Origin of the sequence: Protaetiibacter intestinalis (genome assembly GCF_003627075.1) — a bacterium.
Lineage (GTDB): Bacteria > Actinomycetota > Actinomycetes > Actinomycetales > Microbacteriaceae > Homoserinibacter > Homoserinibacter intestinalis.
In genome coordinates, this window is the sequence record NZ_CP032630.1 from 2,983,718 (window position 1) to 3,000,683 (window position 16,966).

Annotated in this window: 17 protein-coding genes; 10 read left to right on the forward strand and 7 right to left on the reverse strand. The window is 67.6% G+C overall.

Annotated elements, in window-relative coordinates; translation table 11 throughout:
- Position 1: 1 nt before the first annotated feature.
- Positions 2–445 carry a VOC family protein gene (locus tag D7I47_RS14065; RefSeq protein ID WP_120763638.1) on the reverse strand — a complete coding sequence of 148 codons (444 nt, stop codon included), beginning with the start codon at positions 443–445 and terminating at the stop codon, positions 2–4.
- A gap of 152 nt (positions 446–597) precedes the next feature.
- On the opposite strand from D7I47_RS14065, the gene D7I47_RS14070 reads away from it, so the two are divergent.
- From D7I47_RS14070 to D7I47_RS14095, 6 genes are all read left to right on the forward strand, one after another.
- On the forward strand, positions 598–1,149 hold the full coding sequence (locus D7I47_RS14070; RefSeq protein WP_120763639.1) for a CGNR zinc finger domain-containing protein: 552 nt from the start codon (positions 598–600) through the stop codon (positions 1,147–1,149).
- A gap of 130 nt (positions 1,150–1,279) precedes the next feature.
- Positions 1,280–1,705: a hypothetical protein gene (locus tag D7I47_RS14075; protein ID WP_120763640.1), complete on the forward strand. Its 426-nt coding sequence runs from the start codon at positions 1,280–1,282 to the stop codon at positions 1,703–1,705.
- 484 nt (positions 1,706–2,189) lie between these two features.
- Positions 2,190–2,375 (forward strand): 50S ribosomal protein L32, encoded by a 186-nt coding sequence (gene rpmF, locus D7I47_RS14080; RefSeq protein ID WP_120763641.1) that lies wholly within the window; start codon positions 2,190–2,192, stop codon positions 2,373–2,375.
- Positions 2,372–3,490, forward strand: coding sequence for a radical SAM protein (locus D7I47_RS14085; protein WP_120763642.1), 1,119 nt, complete (start codon positions 2,372–2,374; stop codon positions 3,488–3,490). The genes rpmF and D7I47_RS14085 overlap by 4 nt, the downstream gene beginning before the upstream one ends.
- Before the next feature lie 23 nt (positions 3,491–3,513).
- Positions 3,514–5,121 (forward strand): ABC-F family ATP-binding cassette domain-containing protein, encoded by a 1,608-nt coding sequence (locus D7I47_RS14090; RefSeq protein WP_120763643.1) that lies wholly within the window; start codon positions 3,514–3,516, stop codon positions 5,119–5,121.
- A 229-nt stretch (positions 5,122–5,350) separates the two neighbouring features.
- Positions 5,351–6,109, forward strand: a complete 759-nt coding sequence (locus tag D7I47_RS14095; protein WP_227000711.1) for a helix-turn-helix transcriptional regulator — start codon at positions 5,351–5,353, stop codon at positions 6,107–6,109.
- Between the two features lie 341 nt (positions 6,110–6,450).
- Here D7I47_RS14095 and D7I47_RS15125 read toward each other — a convergent pair whose 3' ends face one another.
- The 6 genes from D7I47_RS15125 to D7I47_RS14125 all read right to left on the reverse strand — a co-directional run bounded on the left by D7I47_RS15125 (position 6,451) and on the right by D7I47_RS14125 (position 11,898).
- Positions 6,451–6,657, reverse strand: a complete 207-nt coding sequence (locus D7I47_RS15125; RefSeq protein ID WP_227000713.1) for a TSUP family transporter — start codon at positions 6,655–6,657, stop codon at positions 6,451–6,453.
- 51 nt (positions 6,658–6,708) lie between these two features.
- The gene (locus D7I47_RS14105; RefSeq protein ID WP_319592668.1) at positions 6,709–7,920 is read right to left on the reverse strand and encodes a cytochrome b/b6 domain-containing protein; all 1,212 of its coding nucleotides are present in this window, start codon (positions 7,918–7,920) and stop codon (positions 6,709–6,711) included.
- A 269-nt stretch (positions 7,921–8,189) separates the two neighbouring features.
- A complete protein-coding gene (locus D7I47_RS14110) occupies positions 8,190–9,179 on the reverse strand; it encodes an electron transfer flavoprotein subunit alpha/FixB family protein (protein WP_120763646.1) in 990 nt (329 codons plus the stop codon).
- A gap of 1 nt (position 9,180) precedes the next feature.
- Positions 9,181–9,954 (reverse strand): electron transfer flavoprotein subunit beta/FixA family protein, encoded by a 774-nt coding sequence (locus D7I47_RS14115; RefSeq protein ID WP_120763647.1) that lies wholly within the window; start codon positions 9,952–9,954, stop codon positions 9,181–9,183.
- A 31-nt stretch (positions 9,955–9,985) separates the two neighbouring features.
- Entirely contained in the window at positions 9,986–10,420 is a 435-nt protein-coding gene (locus D7I47_RS14120) for a GlcG/HbpS family heme-binding protein (protein WP_120763648.1), read from the reverse strand.
- Complete coding sequence (locus D7I47_RS14125; RefSeq protein ID WP_120763649.1) at positions 10,420–11,898, reverse strand: FAD-binding oxidoreductase; 1,479 nt, start codon at positions 11,896–11,898, stop codon at positions 10,420–10,422. The genes D7I47_RS14120 and D7I47_RS14125 overlap by 1 nt, the downstream gene beginning before the upstream one ends.
- A 192-nt stretch (positions 11,899–12,090) precedes the next feature.
- Here D7I47_RS14125 and D7I47_RS14130 point away from each other — a divergent pair, with 192 nt between their 5' ends.
- The 4 genes from D7I47_RS14130 (at position 12,091) to D7I47_RS14145 (ending at position 16,884) form a co-directional block, all read left to right on the forward strand.
- Positions 12,091–12,876, forward strand: coding sequence for a hydroxypyruvate isomerase family protein (locus D7I47_RS14130; RefSeq protein ID WP_120763650.1), 786 nt, complete (start codon positions 12,091–12,093; stop codon positions 12,874–12,876).
- A 29-nt stretch (positions 12,877–12,905) separates the two neighbouring features.
- On the forward strand, positions 12,906–13,784 hold the full coding sequence (locus D7I47_RS14135; RefSeq protein WP_120763651.1) for a 2-hydroxy-3-oxopropionate reductase: 879 nt from the start codon (positions 12,906–12,908) through the stop codon (positions 13,782–13,784).
- Positions 13,785–13,868: 84 nt separating this feature from the next.
- A complete protein-coding gene (gene gcl, locus D7I47_RS14140; protein WP_120763652.1) occupies positions 13,869–15,650 on the forward strand; it encodes a glyoxylate carboligase in 1,782 nt (593 codons plus the stop codon).
- A 13-nt stretch (positions 15,651–15,663) separates the two neighbouring features.
- Positions 15,664–16,884, forward strand: a complete 1,221-nt coding sequence (locus tag D7I47_RS14145) for a glycerate kinase (protein WP_120763653.1) — start codon at positions 15,664–15,666, stop codon at positions 16,882–16,884.
- The last annotated feature ends 82 nt before the right edge of the window (positions 16,885–16,966 follow it).

Here is a 16,966-nt window from a genome sequence, read left to right on the forward strand (position 1 = left end):
GTCAGCGTCCGGGTGCACGGGTGACGACCTGCTGGATCGTCCAGTCATTGCCGTCCGGGTCGGCGAAGGAGGCGAAGGTCCCGTAGCTGTCGACATCCGGGTGCGGCCCCGGCACCCGGTTCGCCTCCCCCGCCCAGTGGAAGATCCCGTCGGCGTCATGCCAGATCTCGCTGACCTCCGCGCCGGCGGCGATCAGTTCCCTCCTGGCCTCCTCGATGTCGGACGTGACCAGGTGCAGTCCCTGCGACGAGCCGGGGACCGCAGTCGTCAGCTTGTCGCCGAAGATGATCGACGCCTCCGAGCCGGGAGGCGTCACTTGAACGACTCGCAAGCCACGTTCGGTCGAGAAGTCGGCGTCGAGGCGGAAGCCGAGGCCCACATAGAAGTCCTTGGCCCGGTCCACGTCCGCGACCGGGATGACGGCGATCTCAAACTTGAGCTCCATGATCTTTCACTCCTTCTGTTCGTCGAGCGCTACCACCGATAGCCACCCGTTACTGTCCTAACTGGTGACGACACTGACACACGACCGCGTCACCTGTCAAGATGGTGACTAGATTCGACTCCTCCATAGCGGGAACCGGTTAGAGTGGTGACATGCGACACGCCTTCCCATGCGGCACGCTCGCCCTCGACTTCGTCGGCACACTGCGCGCGCGCCGAAACGATGAACCCACAGAGAAGCTCGCAACCGTCTCCGATCTCGACGCCTGGTTCGCCGAGTCCGGGCTGATGCCCAACGGTGTCGATCCCGACGAGCGCGACCTCGCGTCGGCACTCGAACTGCGAGAGGCGATCTACACGCTCGCCTGGGCCCGCCTTCACGAGCGACCACTTCCGGAGGATGCGATCGCCGTCGTCAACGCCGCCACCGCCGGCGCACCACTGCGTCCAGTCCTGAGCGCAAACGGATGGTCACGCACTGGAACCGCGGACCAGGCGCTCTGCGACCTGGCGAGACAGGCCGTCGAGATCGTCGGCGGCGAGCAGGGCACGCTCCTGCGCGAGTGCGGACGGCCCGAGTGTACCCAGATCTACCTCGACCACTCCCGCGGCCACCGCCGCGAATGGTGCTCCATGGCGACCTGCGGGAGCCGCATGAAGGCCCAGGCCTACCGCGCACGCCAGCGCGCGAACACCGACGCCTGACCAGCACATCAACGCTCGGGGACGCCTCGGCCGCGTCTGCCCAAATGTGCGTCACCATCTTGACAGGTGACTTCAAGCCGTGTCATAGTCGTCACCGTTCTAAACAGTTACTTTCTGAAAGGCTCCCCTCATGACCACGGTCCGCTTCTCCCTCACCTCGCCGCTCACTCCCGAAGACGCGCTGAAGATACTCACCGACTTCGGACCGGCCCGAGCCGATGCCTGGCCGACGATCGACGCCGAACATCTCCAGGTCCACTCGATCGGACCGAACTGGGCAGAAGTCACCGAGGGCACCGCCGCGGCGTGGGAACGCGCCCGCTACGAATGGGACACGAACACGGGACGCGTCGAGATCACGACGCTCGAGTCGAGGGTGTTCGGCCCCGGCGGCGGCTGGACCTTCCAGTTCTCGCCGGTCGAAGGCGGAACCAAGGTAGATGTCGAACTCACCCGCACGCCCACCGCCTTCGGCAAGAAGATCCTCGCCGCGATCCTCCCCCTCGCCGCGTCGTCCCTGAAGAAAAACGTCGCCGTCCCCTTCCAGGCGCGGTGACTTTCCCCTTACCCGGACAATGCGCCCCGTCGCTCTGCGCGGGGCGCATTGTCGTGCGTTGTGGTCATACGCAGCGCGGCTGGTAGAGTGGGGTTCATGGGAACGATTGAGGTCGACAGAGCCTAGCCACCGAACTGCCGGTGGCTGTCACACGTGCGGACGTCATCCGCATCAGTGAACGATCGTTTCTCAACGCACGCACATGTCTCGTCCGTCCCGATCTGGGACGTTGACGCATGTGCAGTCCTCACCGGCATGTTCGCATCGCACCGACTTCGGTCCCGAGTGCACCAGTGCGAACGCGTAGTCCGCCTGTTCGGAGCGCATCAGTCTTCTCCGTGACATTCGAGCAACGGCTCATCGTCATCGGATGGGCCTCATGCCGGCCAGCGGCGCGACCCCTCTCGCTGCATCTGCACGGTCCGTTGTCGGTTGTCCTGCCAGTTCCGCTGGCGCCCGCAACCTGCACACGAAAGACACCGCCATGCAGCACCGCAAGTCACGTTCCCGCACCCACCATCGCCGCGCTCACTGGAAGGCCACCGCGCCCGCGCTCACCACCTGCGCCAATCCCGCCTGCGGAAAGGCCACGCCGCCACACCACGCATGCCAGCACTGCGGCTTCTACCGAGGCCGCAGGGTCCTGCCCCCGACGGGCGGTGACACATGAACACCATCCTGACCACGAGGAGCCGTTGGATGCGTATCCGCGATCACCTTGCCCACGCCGGCGAGCCGGCGTTCCGGTTCCGGCAGCTCATCACCGCCTGGCAAGCTTCGACCGCCGAGACCTTCGCCGACGTCCACGCGCTCCCTGCGAGGCTACGTGACGACCTCGCCGAGCGGTTCGGTCCACGGCTGCACCCGCTCACGGCGCTGGAGGTGCAGCGCGATGAACAGGTCGAAAAGGTGTTGTTCGCCTCGGACAGCGGCGCGCGCATCGAGACCGTCGTCTCGCACTACCGCGCCGGATGGGACTCGATGTGCATCTCATCACAGGCAGGGTGCGGCCTGGGCTGCACGTTCTGCGCGACCGGCGCAGTCGGGCTGATTCGCAATCTCACCGCGGATGAGATCGTCGCGCAAGTGATGCACCCACGCTGGACGCGAGCGGGCATGAAACGGCCTGCAAGCGTGGCCTTCATGGGCATGGGTGAGGCGCTCGCCAACCCGCACGTGTTCGACGCGCTGACCTTACTGACCGATCAGGCGTATGCCGGCATGTCGGCGCGCCGGATCACGATGTCGACGGTCGGGTTCGCCCCGAACCTGGAACGTCTGGTGAACGAGCACCCGCAGGTGACGATCACGCTCTCGGTGCACTCGCCATTCCCGAACCAGCGGGAACAGATCATCCCACTCGAGGAGCGATTCCCGCTCGCACGGAACCTCGACATCCTCGACCGGCACGCCACCACGAGCCACAGAAAGGTATATCTCGCCTACCTGCTGATCGCAGGCGTCAACGACAGCGACGACCATCTCGCGGCTCTAGCCGAACTGATCCACAAGCGCTCCCGGCCGGAGCTGTTCCACGTCAGCGTCATCCGCTACAACGAGGCCGCCGGCGCCGTTCCCGAGTATCACGCGCCCTCGTCGAACCGGGTGGACGAGTTCGTGCACGAACTGACCGCTCGTGGCATCCGCGCGACAAGGCGGCGCCAATTCGGCACCGGCATCGATGCGGCCTGCGGCCAGCTCCACGCGAAGTACCTCACCCAGCCCTCAGCGGCGTCTGCCCCCATCGACAAAGAACTGATTCCCGTCACGCCCGCCGGCGGTTGACGACAGAGAAAGAGAAACACAGCATGTCTACGAAATCCGCCATCACCCTGCGCGATCTGACCTTCGAATGGCCCGACGGCGCCACCGCCCTCGACCACGTCAACGGCACCTTCAGCACGGGCCGAACCGGCCTGATCGGCCGCAACGGCGCCGGCAAATCCACCCTGCTCCGACTGATCGCGGGCGAACTGCAGCCGACCTCCGGTCACATCGACACCGGCGGGGAGGTCGGCTACCTGCCGCAGAACCTCACGCTCAAGAGCGACACGACCATCGCCGATCTGCTCGGCATCCAGCCGATCCTCGACGCGATGAGGGCGATCGAGTCCGGCGACATCGATCAACACCATTTCGACACGATCGGCGACGATTGGGACATCACCTCCCGCGCCGACGAAGCCTTGCACCAGATCGGGTTCTCCGCCGCCGATCTTGACCGTCGGATCGCCGAGGTCTCCGGCGGGGAAGCGATGCTTATCGCGATCACAGGTCTGCGCCTTCTCCTCACGCCGATTACCCTGCTCGACGAGCCCACCAACAACCTCGACCGCGCAACACGCGAGAAACTGGCCGGCATTCTGGACCAATGGCCGGGCACCCTCATCGTCGTCAGCCACGACCTCGAACTGCTCGAGCATATGGACAACACCGCCGAGCTCTATGGCGGAAGGCTGGATACGTTCGGCGGGTCATACAGCGCGTGGAAGGAGCATCAGGAACAGGAGCAGGCCGCCGCAGTGCAGGCCGCACGCTCCGCCCAGCAGGCGCTGAAGGTGGAGAAGAAGCAGCGCGTCGAAGCTGAGACGAAGCTCGCCCGACGCGAACGAACCGGCAAAAAGACCCAGAAAGACGGCGGCATCCCCAAGATCCTCGCCGGAAACCGGGCCAGCAAGGCACAGGCATCCGCCGGATCGCTACGGTCGACCCTCGACGACAAAGTCCAGTCCGCGCAGGCCGCGGTCGACGCGGCCGACGCGCGAGTCCGCGACGACGAGCACATCCACCTCATCCTGCCCGACCCCGACCTCCCCCGCGGGCGACGCCTGGCAGAGATCGAGGACGAAGGCCGGACCATCGTCATCCAAGGCCCCGAACGCGTCGCGCTCATCGGCGCAAACGGAGCCGGAAAGTCAACCCTCATCGAACAGCTCCTCCGACGAACCGATCCTGCTCCCGGGCGCCCCCACGGCCGGCTAGTCACCGACCTCGTCGGATTCCTACCACAACGTCTCGACGGGCTGGACGACGACGCCAGCGCGATCGAGAACGTGCAGACCGTCGCGCCCGAGACACCGGCCGGCACGATCCGGAACCACCTCGCCCGACTGCTCCTACGCGGCGACAGCGTCGACCGCCCAGTGCGCACGCTCTCCGGCGGCGAACGATTCCGAGTCTCCCTCGCCCGGCTGCTCCTGGCCGACCCCCCCGCCCAGCTGCTGATCATGGACGAACCGACGAACAACCTCGACATCACCAGCGTCGAACAACTCGCCGAAGCCCTCGACGCGTACCGCGGCGCACTACTGATTGTCAGCCACGACTTCGCCTTCTTGGAGCGGATCGGCGTTGAGACGATCCTCGAACTCGATGAGCAGGGGCGGATGCGTCAGCGCCGAGAGCTGAGCGTTTAGCACGTTGAATCGGCCCCGAGCACGAGCGCAGGAGGAGGCGAGTCACCCACTTCCCGACGTACTTCCTCCTGCTCGTGAGCATCGCCGAACGCCGATCTACGCGCGCCACCATGTGCTCACTAGCGTTGTCCCGCCTGTCGCGTACGACGGGGTCCGCCTTGCGTTCATTCGCGAGGGCTCAGCAATCTTCCACAGCGAATTCGGCGAACGTCGACTTGAGCGGGGAGACGTGGCAGTCTTGGGGGCGAACATACTTTGCGGCACCCAGCCGATTGGTAGCCTCGTCGCAACAGTCCTGTATCTCGATCGCGACTACCTGGTGGACCAGGTGTTCTGGCAACACGCCGGGCACATGATCGATCGTCTCGATGCATCGCAGTTGCTCGCGGACTTCTATGGTGAGCCCATCCAGATCTTTCGCTTCAGCGAAGAGCTAGTGGCGATTCTCGGGCTGCGCCTAGACGCGCTCGTCGACCTCGGTCAGCGTGCTCGGGGACTGCTCTTCTATCGAGCCCAGGCTCTCCTCTCGGAAGTTCTGGACGTTGTGGCGCCGCAGGTTCATGTGGCCAAGCGCCAAATAACGCCCGCGCAACGACACACGCCAGCTCTCAAGGAACGATGGGCGCGGCTTCCCCGTCCGCTTCGAGAGGAGGCTCGCGTGGCAGCGGCGAAGCTGCGCGGATCGCCTTCATATCGATGGACCTTGGCAAACCTGGCACGCGAAGTTTATCTCTCTCCAGCACAGCTCAGCCGAATCTTCGTAGAAGCGCACGGAAGGACGCCACTCGCGTACCTCAGGGTGATCCGAACCGAGCGGATGGCGCTCTTGCTGCGTACCACGGGCATCAGCGTCCAGCAGGCCGCACGTGAGGTCGGTTGGAGCAGCCGGAGCTATGCAGCGCGGGTCTTCCAGCAACACCTTGGCGTCTCGCCAAGGCAATACCGGAAACGCACCAGCCAGTCAATACTCCAGTTCCCAGACGTTTAAGACTGTGTAGACAGGAGCACTCACAGCTGGCAATCGACCCATAGTCGGGCGTCGCTCCTCGCATATCCTCTTGATAGCGCGCATCGAGATATGGACAGCGATCACAGCGAGGAAGATCGCGAAGATCACATTGCCGATCAACGGGTGTCCAGGCTCTTGTCCAACCATGCAGCCAGGTCTCTGCGCCAAGCTACTCGCCGTCGGGAGCGGCGGCGACCAGGAACTAATCGACGACCACCTCGACCACGAGAGTCGCGGAGGTCAGCGCAAGGCAATGGTGGGTACACGGGGCAGCTGTCGGGAGCCGCCCTGCATACCTACGACGGCGCCGGCGGCCCGGATCAGTGTGGGACCCAGAGGTCGCCGATTGTGCCGTAGGAAATCACGCCGACGGTGGCCGTGGGGATGATCGCCGCGAGCAAGTTGCCGGTCGCACAGCGCTGTTCGTAGCGCAGCAGCACCAGAGCGGGCACGACGAGAACACCACCACCGATTCCGAACAGGCCGGAGATGACAGCGATGAGTCCGACGAGCACATGCAGGCTCACTAGCCTGGCTGCCACCGCTAGGTTGCATGGCACGGTCCTCTCTTCTGAAGGTCAACGCCCCACGCGACCGAACAGGGAGGCGATGGGAGCGATGACGAGTGGGCGGGCGGCGATCACGCCGCCGATGATGACGACGATCGAGGCTGCGAAGATCCAGAACCCGGTCCAGTTCACGGCGTCCTGCCCCGCATACAGGTGGTTGAGGTTGCGCAGCGCCCCTGTCGCCAGCACGAGTGCCACGTGGAAGATGATGAACACGACGAAGTAGAGCATCACCGGGAAGTGGATGGCGCGGGCGACCTCGACCGGGTACGCCTTGCTCAGCTTCGGGGCGTTCCCAGGCCACAGGCCCGACATCCGCACCCCGGTCGCGGCGGCGAGGGGCGCGGCGAGGAAGACGGTGGCGAAGTAGGTCAGCTGCTGCAGGCTGTTGTAGTTGACCCAGCCGTTCTCGGTGGGCCAGTCCAGCGAGACGTACTGCAGCCCGGCGGAGAGGGCGTTGGGGAACACCTCCCAGCTGGTGGGCACGATCTTGACCCATTGCCCGGTGACGAACAGCAGCACCACGAAGATGACGCCGTTGAGGATCCACAGCAGGTCGAGGGCTTGGTGGAACCAGATGGTGAGGCTGATCTTGCGCTGCGGGTTCCACTTCGGGGTCCAGAACGCGCTCGGCCGCTGGTCGGTGCGGATCTGCCATCCGGAGCGGATGATCAGGACCATCAGGAACACGTTGAAGAAGTGCGCCCAGCTGAGCCAGGTCGGGATGCCGACCGGCGCCCACTCCGGCAGGTGATACTCGCCCGGGTAGTTGGTCAGGAAATCCTGCAGCGGCGGGGTGCTCAGCAGCCACCGCACGAACAGCACGGCCATCACCCCGGCAAACAGCAGGCCACCGCCGCCGATGATCACGATCCCGGCCCACTGTCCGGCGGTGCGTCCTCGATACCGGCGGGGTTCCCGTTCGGGTTCGCGGGGAAGATCACGGTAGATGCGTCGCGGCGCCGGCGGCACGGCGGAGGCGCCTGCCGCGGCCGTCGTGGGTGAGGGGGGCGCGGCGAGGGAGACGTCGGGTGCCGGGATCGGCTCCGCGGCAACAGCGGGGGCAGCCGTCACCGGGACGGGGATCGGGCGGGCCGCGGGCCACGGTTCGCCGCCCGCGGTGCGGGGCAGCCCTCGACGCTGCAGGACGGTGCTGCCGGGCGCGGCGGCCGCCGGCACGGGTGCGACCGTGGCTGCCGCGACCGGGGCGGGGGTGGTCACCGCAGGGAGGGTTCGCGTTGCCGCCTCCGGCCATGGGGCGCCGCCGGGGACGCGGGGCAGACCCTGACGCACCGTCCGTGCGGGCGCATCGGCGGTCGCGACAAGCGCAGCGACGGCGGGTGCATCCTGCGCGGCGGCGGTGTGAAGCTCCGCCACGGGAGCCACAGCCGCGGCGGTGTGCGCGAGGCTTCGGGGCGGCCAGGGGCCACCGCCCGGTGTGCGCGGCAGGCCCTGACGGCGGGCCGTGTCGTGGAGTGCCATGGGCGGGGCTACTTCTTCTTCGCCTCGAGCGCGGTGATCAGCTGCGGCACGACCTGGAACAGGTCTCCGACGACGCCGTAGTCGGCGATCTCGAAGATCGGCGCCTCGGGGTCCTTGTTGATCGCGACGATCGTCTTGGCGGTCTGCATACCGGCCTTGTGTTGGATGGCGCCGGAGATCCCGAGCGCGACATACAGCTGCGGGGTCACCGAAACCCCGGTCTGACCGACCTGGTAGGAGTGCGGGACGTAGCCGGAGTCCACCGCAACCCGGGACGCGCCGACGGCCGCGCCGAGCACGTCGGCGAGCTGCTCGACGAGGGCGAAGTCCTCCTTGGATCCCACGCCCTTGCCGCCGGAGACGACCCTGGCGGCCACACGCAGTTCGGGGCGCGTGGAGGTGGCCTGCGCCGCGGTGAACGATTCGATCTGTGTCGCGCGCGCATCAGATGCGGTGATGGTGAGCGTCTCGATCTGGGGGCCGGCGACGGCGGCGGCGCGTTCCTCGATGGCGCCGCGGCGGATCGTGATCACTGGAGTGCCGAAGGTGACGGCCGAGTCGACCGTGTAGGAGCCGCCGTAGATGGAGTGGCGGGCGACGATCCCTTCCGCGTCGCGGTGCACGCCGACGGCGTCGACGGCGACCGCGTTGCCGGTGCGGACGGCGAACCGTCCGGCGACGTCGCGCCCTTCGGGGCCGTTGGAGATGAGGACCGCAGCGGGTGCGACCTGCTCGTACGCGGCCGTGAGGGCGTCAACGAGCGGGATCGTCGGCGCGGAGCCGATCTGCGCGGATTCGACGGTGAGGATGCGGGCGGCACCGAGCGCGGCGGCGGCCGTCGCGACGGTCTGCCCGTGGCCGGGCCTGGTGACGGCGACGGCGACCGGGGTGCCGAGGCCGGCGGCGGCGCCGAGCAGCTCCGCCGCGCTGGCGCCGAGCTCACCGGTGGGCAGCACGTCGAGGAGGACGAGGATGGGGTCGGTCGTGGGTTCGGGCATGTCACACCAGCTTGTTCTGCACGAGGAACTCCGCGAGCTGGTTGCCCGCGTCGCCTTCGTTGACGATCTTGATGCCCGCGGCGCGGGCTGGTTTCTCGGAGACGGCGATCATGATCGACCGGGGCACGTCAGCGTCCGCGTCGACGCCGAGGTCGGCGAGGGTGAGGGTTTCGAACGGCTTCTTCTTCGCCGACATGATCCCCTTGAACCCTGGCAGGCGCGGGTCGGGCAGGCGCTCGGTGATGGAGATCACCGCCGGCAGGGTCGCCGCGACCGTGTAGGTGCCGCCGTCGGTCTCCCGGTCGCCTTGGACCTGGGTGTCGGTGAGCTCGACGCTGCTGAGGCCTGTGGCGTTGGGCACGCCCAGCCGTTCGGCCAGCATGGCCGGAATCAGGCCGGCCGATCCGTCGGTGGACACGTCCCCGGTGATCACCAGGTCGAAGCCGGTGTGTTCGATCGCCTTGGCGAGCACTTCGGCGGTCAGGGTGAGGTCCGCGCCCAGCAGGGCGTCGTCGACGACGTGCACGGCACGGTCGGCGCCCATCGCGAGTCCTTTGCGCAGTGAGGTGGGGGCGGAGTCCGGACCGACGGAGACCAGCACGATCTCGGTGCCGGGGTGGGCCTCCGCGTAGGAGACGGCGACTTCGTTGGCGCGTTCGGTGATCTCGTCCAGGACGCGGTCGTTCGCGTCCCGGTCGGCGAGCCCGGTCTCCAGGTTGAGCTTGCGTTCGGTGTAGGTGTCGGGGACTTCTTTGGCGAGCACGATGATCTTCATCGGCCTTCTCCCGTTCTTCTCCAGGGGTGCATCAGGACCCGGTGGCGGTGTCCTGGTCGGCACCGATCGCGGTGAGGACGGCGGCGGCGATCTCGGCATCCAGCTGCGGCGGGCCACCGGCCACGCCGAGACCACCGACGTGCACGCCGTCGGAGGCGAGCGGCAGCCCGCCCGGAATGCTGGTCAGCAGGCCGCCGCTGCCGTGCTCGAGCGCGACGGCCAGAGCCGGGGGGACCGCGGCGCTGGGGCGGCGGGTGGAGGCGGCGGCGTTCGCCTTGCGGCGGCTGGTCTCCACACTGTGCGGGGTCGTGCCGTCCGCACGCCCGTACGCGACCAGGCCGAGGGCGGGGTCGACCACCGTCGCGCTCACCGGGATGCCGCGGCGGGCGCCCTCGTCGATCGCGAGAGCGACGGCGTGTGCGGCCGCACCGTAGGTGATGGTCGGGGTGGACGTGTGGGTGAGCATCACTGTTCTCCTGGGGTGGGCAGGACGGATCCTTCGGCGCCTTCCACCGAGCCTTCGGGGCTCAGCGTCGCCTGTGCGGGGGCCGGCGTCGCTCCGGCGGGGGCGAGCACCGATCCGGGGTTGAGGATGCCGTCGGGATCGAGCGCGTTCTTGATGCGGTGGTTGAGCTCCAGGACGTCCTCACCGAGGTAGTCCGCGAGCCAGGGCCGCTTAAGCCTGCCGACGCCGTGCTCGCCGGTGATGGTGCCGCCGAGGCGGATGGCGAGGTCCATGACCTCCCCGTAGGCGGTGTGGGCGCGTTCCTGCTGGGCGAGGTCGGTCGGGTCGAGCACGATCAGCGGGTGCGTGTTGCCGTCGCCGGCGTGCGCCATCGTGGCGATGGTGACCTCGTTGCGGGCCGCGATCTCCGCGATCCCCGTGACCAGATCGCCGAGCCGCGGCAGTGGCACCCCGACGTCTTCGAGCAGCACGGCGCCGAGGCGTTCAATGGCGGGGATCGCCATGCGGCGGGCGACGACGAACGCCTCGCCTTCCTCGGGGTCGTCGGTAGCGTAGCACTCGCTGGCGCCGCTGGCGTTGCAGATCTCCTCAATGCGGGTGATCTCCTCCAGCGCGGCGCTGCCGGCCTCATCGGACTGGGCGATCAGCATCGCCGCGGCCTCGCGGTCCAGGCCCATCTTGGTGGCGTCCTCCACGGCGTTGATGGTCGCCTGGTCCATGAACTCGAGCATGGAGGGGCGCATCTTCTGCGTGATGGCCAGCACCGCATCGGTGGCAGCATCCAGCGTCGGGAACGTCGCCACCAGCGTGGTGGGCTGCTTCTGGGCGGGGATGAGCCGCAGCTGCACCTCGGTGAAGATGCCCAGGGTGCCCTCGCTGCCGACGAACAGCTTCATCAGCGACAGGCCCGCGACGTCCTTGAGCCGGGGGCCGCCGAGCTTGACCGCGCGGCCATCGGCGAGGACGACGGTGATGCCGAGCACGTAGTCGGTGGTCACGCCGTACTTCACGCAGCACAGGCCGCCGGCGTTGGTCGCGACGTTGCCGCCGATCGAGCAGATCTCATAGGAGGACGGGTCCGGCGGGTACCACAGGCCATGCGCGGCGGCCGCGGCCTTCACCTGCGCGTTCAGCGCACCCGGGCCGGCGATCACGGTGCGGGTGACGGGGTCCACCTCGATGGTGTTCATCCGATCCACCGACAGCACGATCCCGCGATGCACCGCGGTGCTGCCGCCGGACAGTCCGGTGCCCGCCCCGCGCGGGACGATCGGGGTGCCGTTGGCCGCGGCGATCTTCACGACGGTCTGCACCTCCTCGGTTGAGGTGGGGCGGATCACGACCAGCGGGACGCCGGCGCCAGGATCGTTGGCGCGATCCCACCGGTAGGCGTCCATGCTCGCCGGGTCGGTGATCACAACCTCCGGGGGCAGTGCGGCGACGAGTTCTTCCAGGGTGCGCGCGTCGTTGCGAATCATCGTTGGCGGTCCTTCCTTGACCGGGAATGGAAGTACGGTAGCACCCAATGTACCTATTTTGGAAGTCTTCTTCCAGATAATGGAAGTTTTGATTGACGACGAACTCATCCTCGTTCTATAGTTCCGAACTACAAGAACTTATTTCCATGATTCGGAAGCAGCGCGTTTTCCGGATTCGAGGAGGAATGTCCAATGACGTACACGGTGAACAGCTCGATCCTTCTGACCGAGTTCCCCCTGCTCGAGCGGCCGCAGCGCGCGAAAGACGCCGGCTTCGACGCGGTCGAGTTCTGGTGGCCGTTCCCCGGCTCAGTGCCCGGCGACGCCGAGCTCAACCGGTTCGAGACCGCGATCACCGACGCGGGCGTGCAGCTCACGGGGCTGAACTTCAACGCCGGCGACATGCCCGGCGGTGACCGGGGTCTCGTCTCCTGGGTCGGCCGGGAGAGCGAGTTCCGCGACAACATCGACGTCATCGTCGGCATCGGTCAGCGCCTGGGCACCCGCGCGTTCAACGCCCTCTACGGCAACCGTCTCGACGGAGTCTCCCCCCAAGCCCAAGACGAGCTCGCGGTGGAGAACCTCGCCGCCGCCGCCACCGCGGTCGCGAAGATCGGTGGGATCGTGCTGCTGGAGCCGGTCAGCGGTGCGGACAGGTACCCGCTGCTGACCGCCGCGGATGCCCTCGCCGTCATCGATCGGGTCCGTGAGGCCGCCGGTGTCGACAACATCAAGCTGCTCGCCGACTTCTACCACCTGGCCGTCAACGGCGACGACGTCGCCGCGGTGATCGAAGCGCACGCGCCCGACTTCGGGCACATCCAGATCGCCGACGCCCCCGGCCGCGGCGCCCCGGGTACCGGCGATCTGCCCCTGAAGGCGTGGATCGACCGCAGCATCGAGCTCGGCTACACCGGGCCGATCGGGCTGGAGTACAAGCAGCCCGCCGATACCGCCTTCGACTGGCTCACCGCCTGACCCGTCCCGTCTTCGCAAAGGAACCCGACATGAGCAACATCTCCGTCATCGGCCTCGGCATCATGGGCCTGCCCATCGCCATCAACCTCGTCAAGGCCGGGCACACCGTCACCGGCTACAACCGCAGCCCCGAGCGCATCCAGAAGCTCGTCGACGCCGGCGGTCACGCCGCGCGCAGCGTCGCCGAAGCCGCCACCGGCGCGGACGTGATCATCACCATGGTCCCCGACTCCCCCGACGTCGAAGCGGTCGTCAGCGGCCCCGACGGGGTGTTCGCGAACGCCGCCCCCGGCGCGCTGTGGATCGACGCGTCCACCATCCGCCCCGACGTCGCCCGACACCTGGCCACCGAGGCCCGCGAAGCCGGCCTGCGGCCGCTGGATGCCCCGGTCTCCGGCGGTGAGCAGGGCGCGATCGACGGCGCCCTGTCGATCATGATCGGCGGCATCCGCGCCGACGTCGACGCCGCCCACGACGTGCTCTCCGCGATCGGGAAGACCATCGTGCACGTCGGCCCGTCCGGGTCCGGGCAGACCGTGAAGGCCGCCAACCAGCTGATCGTCGCCGTCAACATCGAGGCCCTCGCCGAAGCGGTCGTGTTCCTCGAAGCGCACGGCGTCGACCGGGAAGCCGCCCTCAAGGTCCTCGGCGGGGGGCTCGCCGGCTCGAAGGTCCTCGACCAGAAGGGGCAGAAGCTCCTGGACCGCAACTTCGACCCCGGGTTCCGGCTCGCCCTGCACCACAAGGACCTCGGCATCGTCACCGCCGCCGCCCGCGAAGCCGGCGTCATCATCCCGCTCGGCGCCATCGTCGCCCAGCTCGTCGCCGCCACCGTGCAGCGAGGAGACGGCGGGCTGGACCACTCCGCACTCTTCAAGCAGGTGCTGGAGCTCTCTGGCCGGGACTGACACCGCCCCGCCACCACGGCCTCACACCCACCACAGGCCACCCACCCGTAGACCACATCTTTCGCTCCGAAGGGAGCAGACATCATGACCAGAATGCGCACCGTCGACGCCGCCGTGCTGATCCTCGAGAAGGAGGGCGCCACCGAAGCCTTCGGGTTGCCCGGGGCGGCGATCAACCCGTTCTACTCCGCGATGAAAACCCACGGCGGCATCCGGCACACCCTCGCCCGCCACGTCGAAGGCGCCTCCCACATGGCCGACGGATACTCCCGTGCACATGCGGGGAACATCGGCATCTGCATCGGCACCTCCGGTCCCGCCGGCACCGACATGATCACCGGCCTGTATGCCGCGTGGGCGGACTCCATCCCGATCCTATGCATCACCGGGCAGGCACCGGTCGCGAAGCTCCACAAAGAGGACTTCCAGGCCGTCGACATCGAATCCATCGCCAAGCCGGTCACCAAGTACGCGTTCACCGTCCGCGAGCCCGGCCAGATCCCCGGCGCGTTCCAGAAGGCGTTCCAGATCATGCGGTCCGGACGCCCCGGACCGGTGCTGCTGGACCTGCCGATCGACGTGCAGCTGACCGAGATCGAGTTCGACATCGACGCCTACGAGCCCCTCGCGATCGAGAAGCCCGCGGCGACCCGCTACCAGCTGGAAAAGGCCCTCGACCTGCTCACGGCCTCACAGCGCCCGCTGATCGTCGCCGGCGGCGGCATCATCAACGCCGACGCGTCCGACAAGCTCGTCGAGCTCGCAGAGATCCTCAGCGTGCCGGTCGTGCCCACCCTGATGGGGTGGGGCGCGATTCCGGACGAGCACCCGCTGATGGCCGGCATGGTCGGCCTGCAGACCTCGCACCGGTACGGCAACACCACCTTCCTCGAGTCCGACTTCGTCCTCGGCATCGGGAACCGGTGGGCCAACCGGCACACCGGTGGCCTGGACGTCTATACCGCCGGACGCACCTTCGTGCACATCGACATCGACCCCACCCAGATCGGACGGGTGTTCTCCCCCGACCTCGGCATCACCTCCGACGCCCGCGCCGCCCTCGAGGGCCTCGTCGAGATCGCCCGGGAACGCTCGATCGCCGGTACCCTGCCCGACTATTCGGAGTGGGCTGCGGAGAGCGCGGAGCGGGCGGCGACGCTGCACCGCAAGACGCACTTCGACAACATCCCCATCAAGCCGCAGCGGGTGTACGAGGAGATGAACAAGGCGTTCGGCAAGGACACCACCTACGTGTCTACGATCGGGCTGTCGCAGATCGCTGCCGCCCAGTTCCTGCACGTATTCGGCCCGCGCCGGTGGATCAACGCCGCCCAGGCCGGCCCGCTCGGCTGGACCCTGCCGGCCGCACTCGGTGTCGTCCGCGCCAAGCCGGAAGACACCGTGGTCGCGCTGTCCGGTGACTACGACTTCCAGTTCATGATCGAAGAGCTCGCCGTCGGCGCGCAGTTCAACCTGCCCTACATCCACGTCGTGGTCAACAACTCCTACCTCGGCCTCATCCGGCAGGCGCAGCGCAACTTCGACATGGACTACCACGTGTCGCTCGCGTTCGAGAACGTCAACGCACCCGAGACCGACGGGTATGGCGTGGACCACATCGCCGTCGCCGAGGGCCTGGGCTGCAAGGCGATCCGCGTCAAGGACCCCGCCCAGCTCGGTGCCGCATTCGAGGCTGCCCGCGATCTGCTCGCCGAGCACCGGGTGCCGGTCGTGGTCGAAGTCATCCTGGAGCGTGTGACGAACATCTCCATGGCCGGCGCCGACATCGACAAGGTCAACGAGTTCGAAGAGCTCGCCGTCACCGACGCCGACGCACCGACCGCGACCTTCGCCGTCCGGGTCTGAGGGGACCACTCCCATGCGTGTGGTCATCGCCCCGGACAAGTTCAAGGGGTCCCTCTGGGCGCCGGATGTGATCCGGCACCTCGAGATCGGTCTGCGTGCCGCGGCCGCGGAAGCCGGGTATCCGATCGACGTGATCGGGGTGCCGGTCGCTGACGGCGGTGAAGGCACCCTCGACGCGGCGGTCGCCGCGGGGTTCGAACGGCGCACTGCGGTCGTCACCGGCCCGACCGGTCTGCCGGTGACCGCGGCGTTCGCCGTCCGCGGCGACGAAGCAGTCATCGAGATGGCGGCCGCGTCCGGGCTGCACCTGCTGCCCGACGGGATCCTGGACCCGCTGGGGGCGACCAGCGAAGGCACCGGGGAACTGATCCGGGCCGCGCTGGACGCCGGGTCCCGGCACATCACCCTCGCCATCGGCGGCAGCGCATCCACTGACGGCGGCACCGGCGTCCTGCGCGCGCTTGGCGCGCGGTTCCTCGATGCGGATGAGAGCGATATCAGGCCTGGTGGCGGCGCTCTGATTACCCTTGACAAGGTCGACCTGTCCGGCCTCGATGCTCGGCTCGGCGAGGCACAGATCGTGCTCGCCAGCGATGTGGACAACCCACTCCTCGGACCCAACGGCGCCGCGACGGTGTTCGGCCCGCAGAAGGGGGCGTCCAGGTTCGACATCTCTTTCCTCGAGCTCGCCTTAGAACGATACGTCAACCGACTTGCTGCCGTTATCGGACCGGTCGCGGAGACCGCGGCCCGCGGTGCGGGATCCGGAGCCGCAGGTGGCGTCGGCTATGCAGCCCTCGTCGCACTGCACGCCAGGCGTCGGCCCGGCGTCGATATTGTTCTCGAGTTTGCCCGTCTCGCTGACTTAATCGTTGGCGCTGATCTCGTTATCACGGGCGAGGGCAGCCTCGATGAGCAGAGCTTCGCTGGCAAGACCCCGATCGGTGTCGCCCGCGTCGCGGCTCATGCCGGGATCCCTGTTATCGCTGTCTGCGGCCGCACATCGCTCGACAACGACGCGCTTGAATACGTCGGCATCCAGAAGGCGTACTCGTTGACCACTCTCGCGACCACCGCCGCCGACGCGATCACGCGGGCGCCTGAACTTATTGAGCAGACCGGCCGCATCATCGGTCAAGATATCGCTCACCGTCTGCACCCACCACCCCAAGCGCAACCTGCTACACGCCGCCGCCGCTGGATGCCGCACCGAAGCAATGACCGCGCCATGTAGCTCACGGTTCAAAGGCAGCGAACTACTGTGAGTAGCTTCGTCACAAGAGGCTTCCCCAAGTCGTGGCCTCCCCTGCAATGAA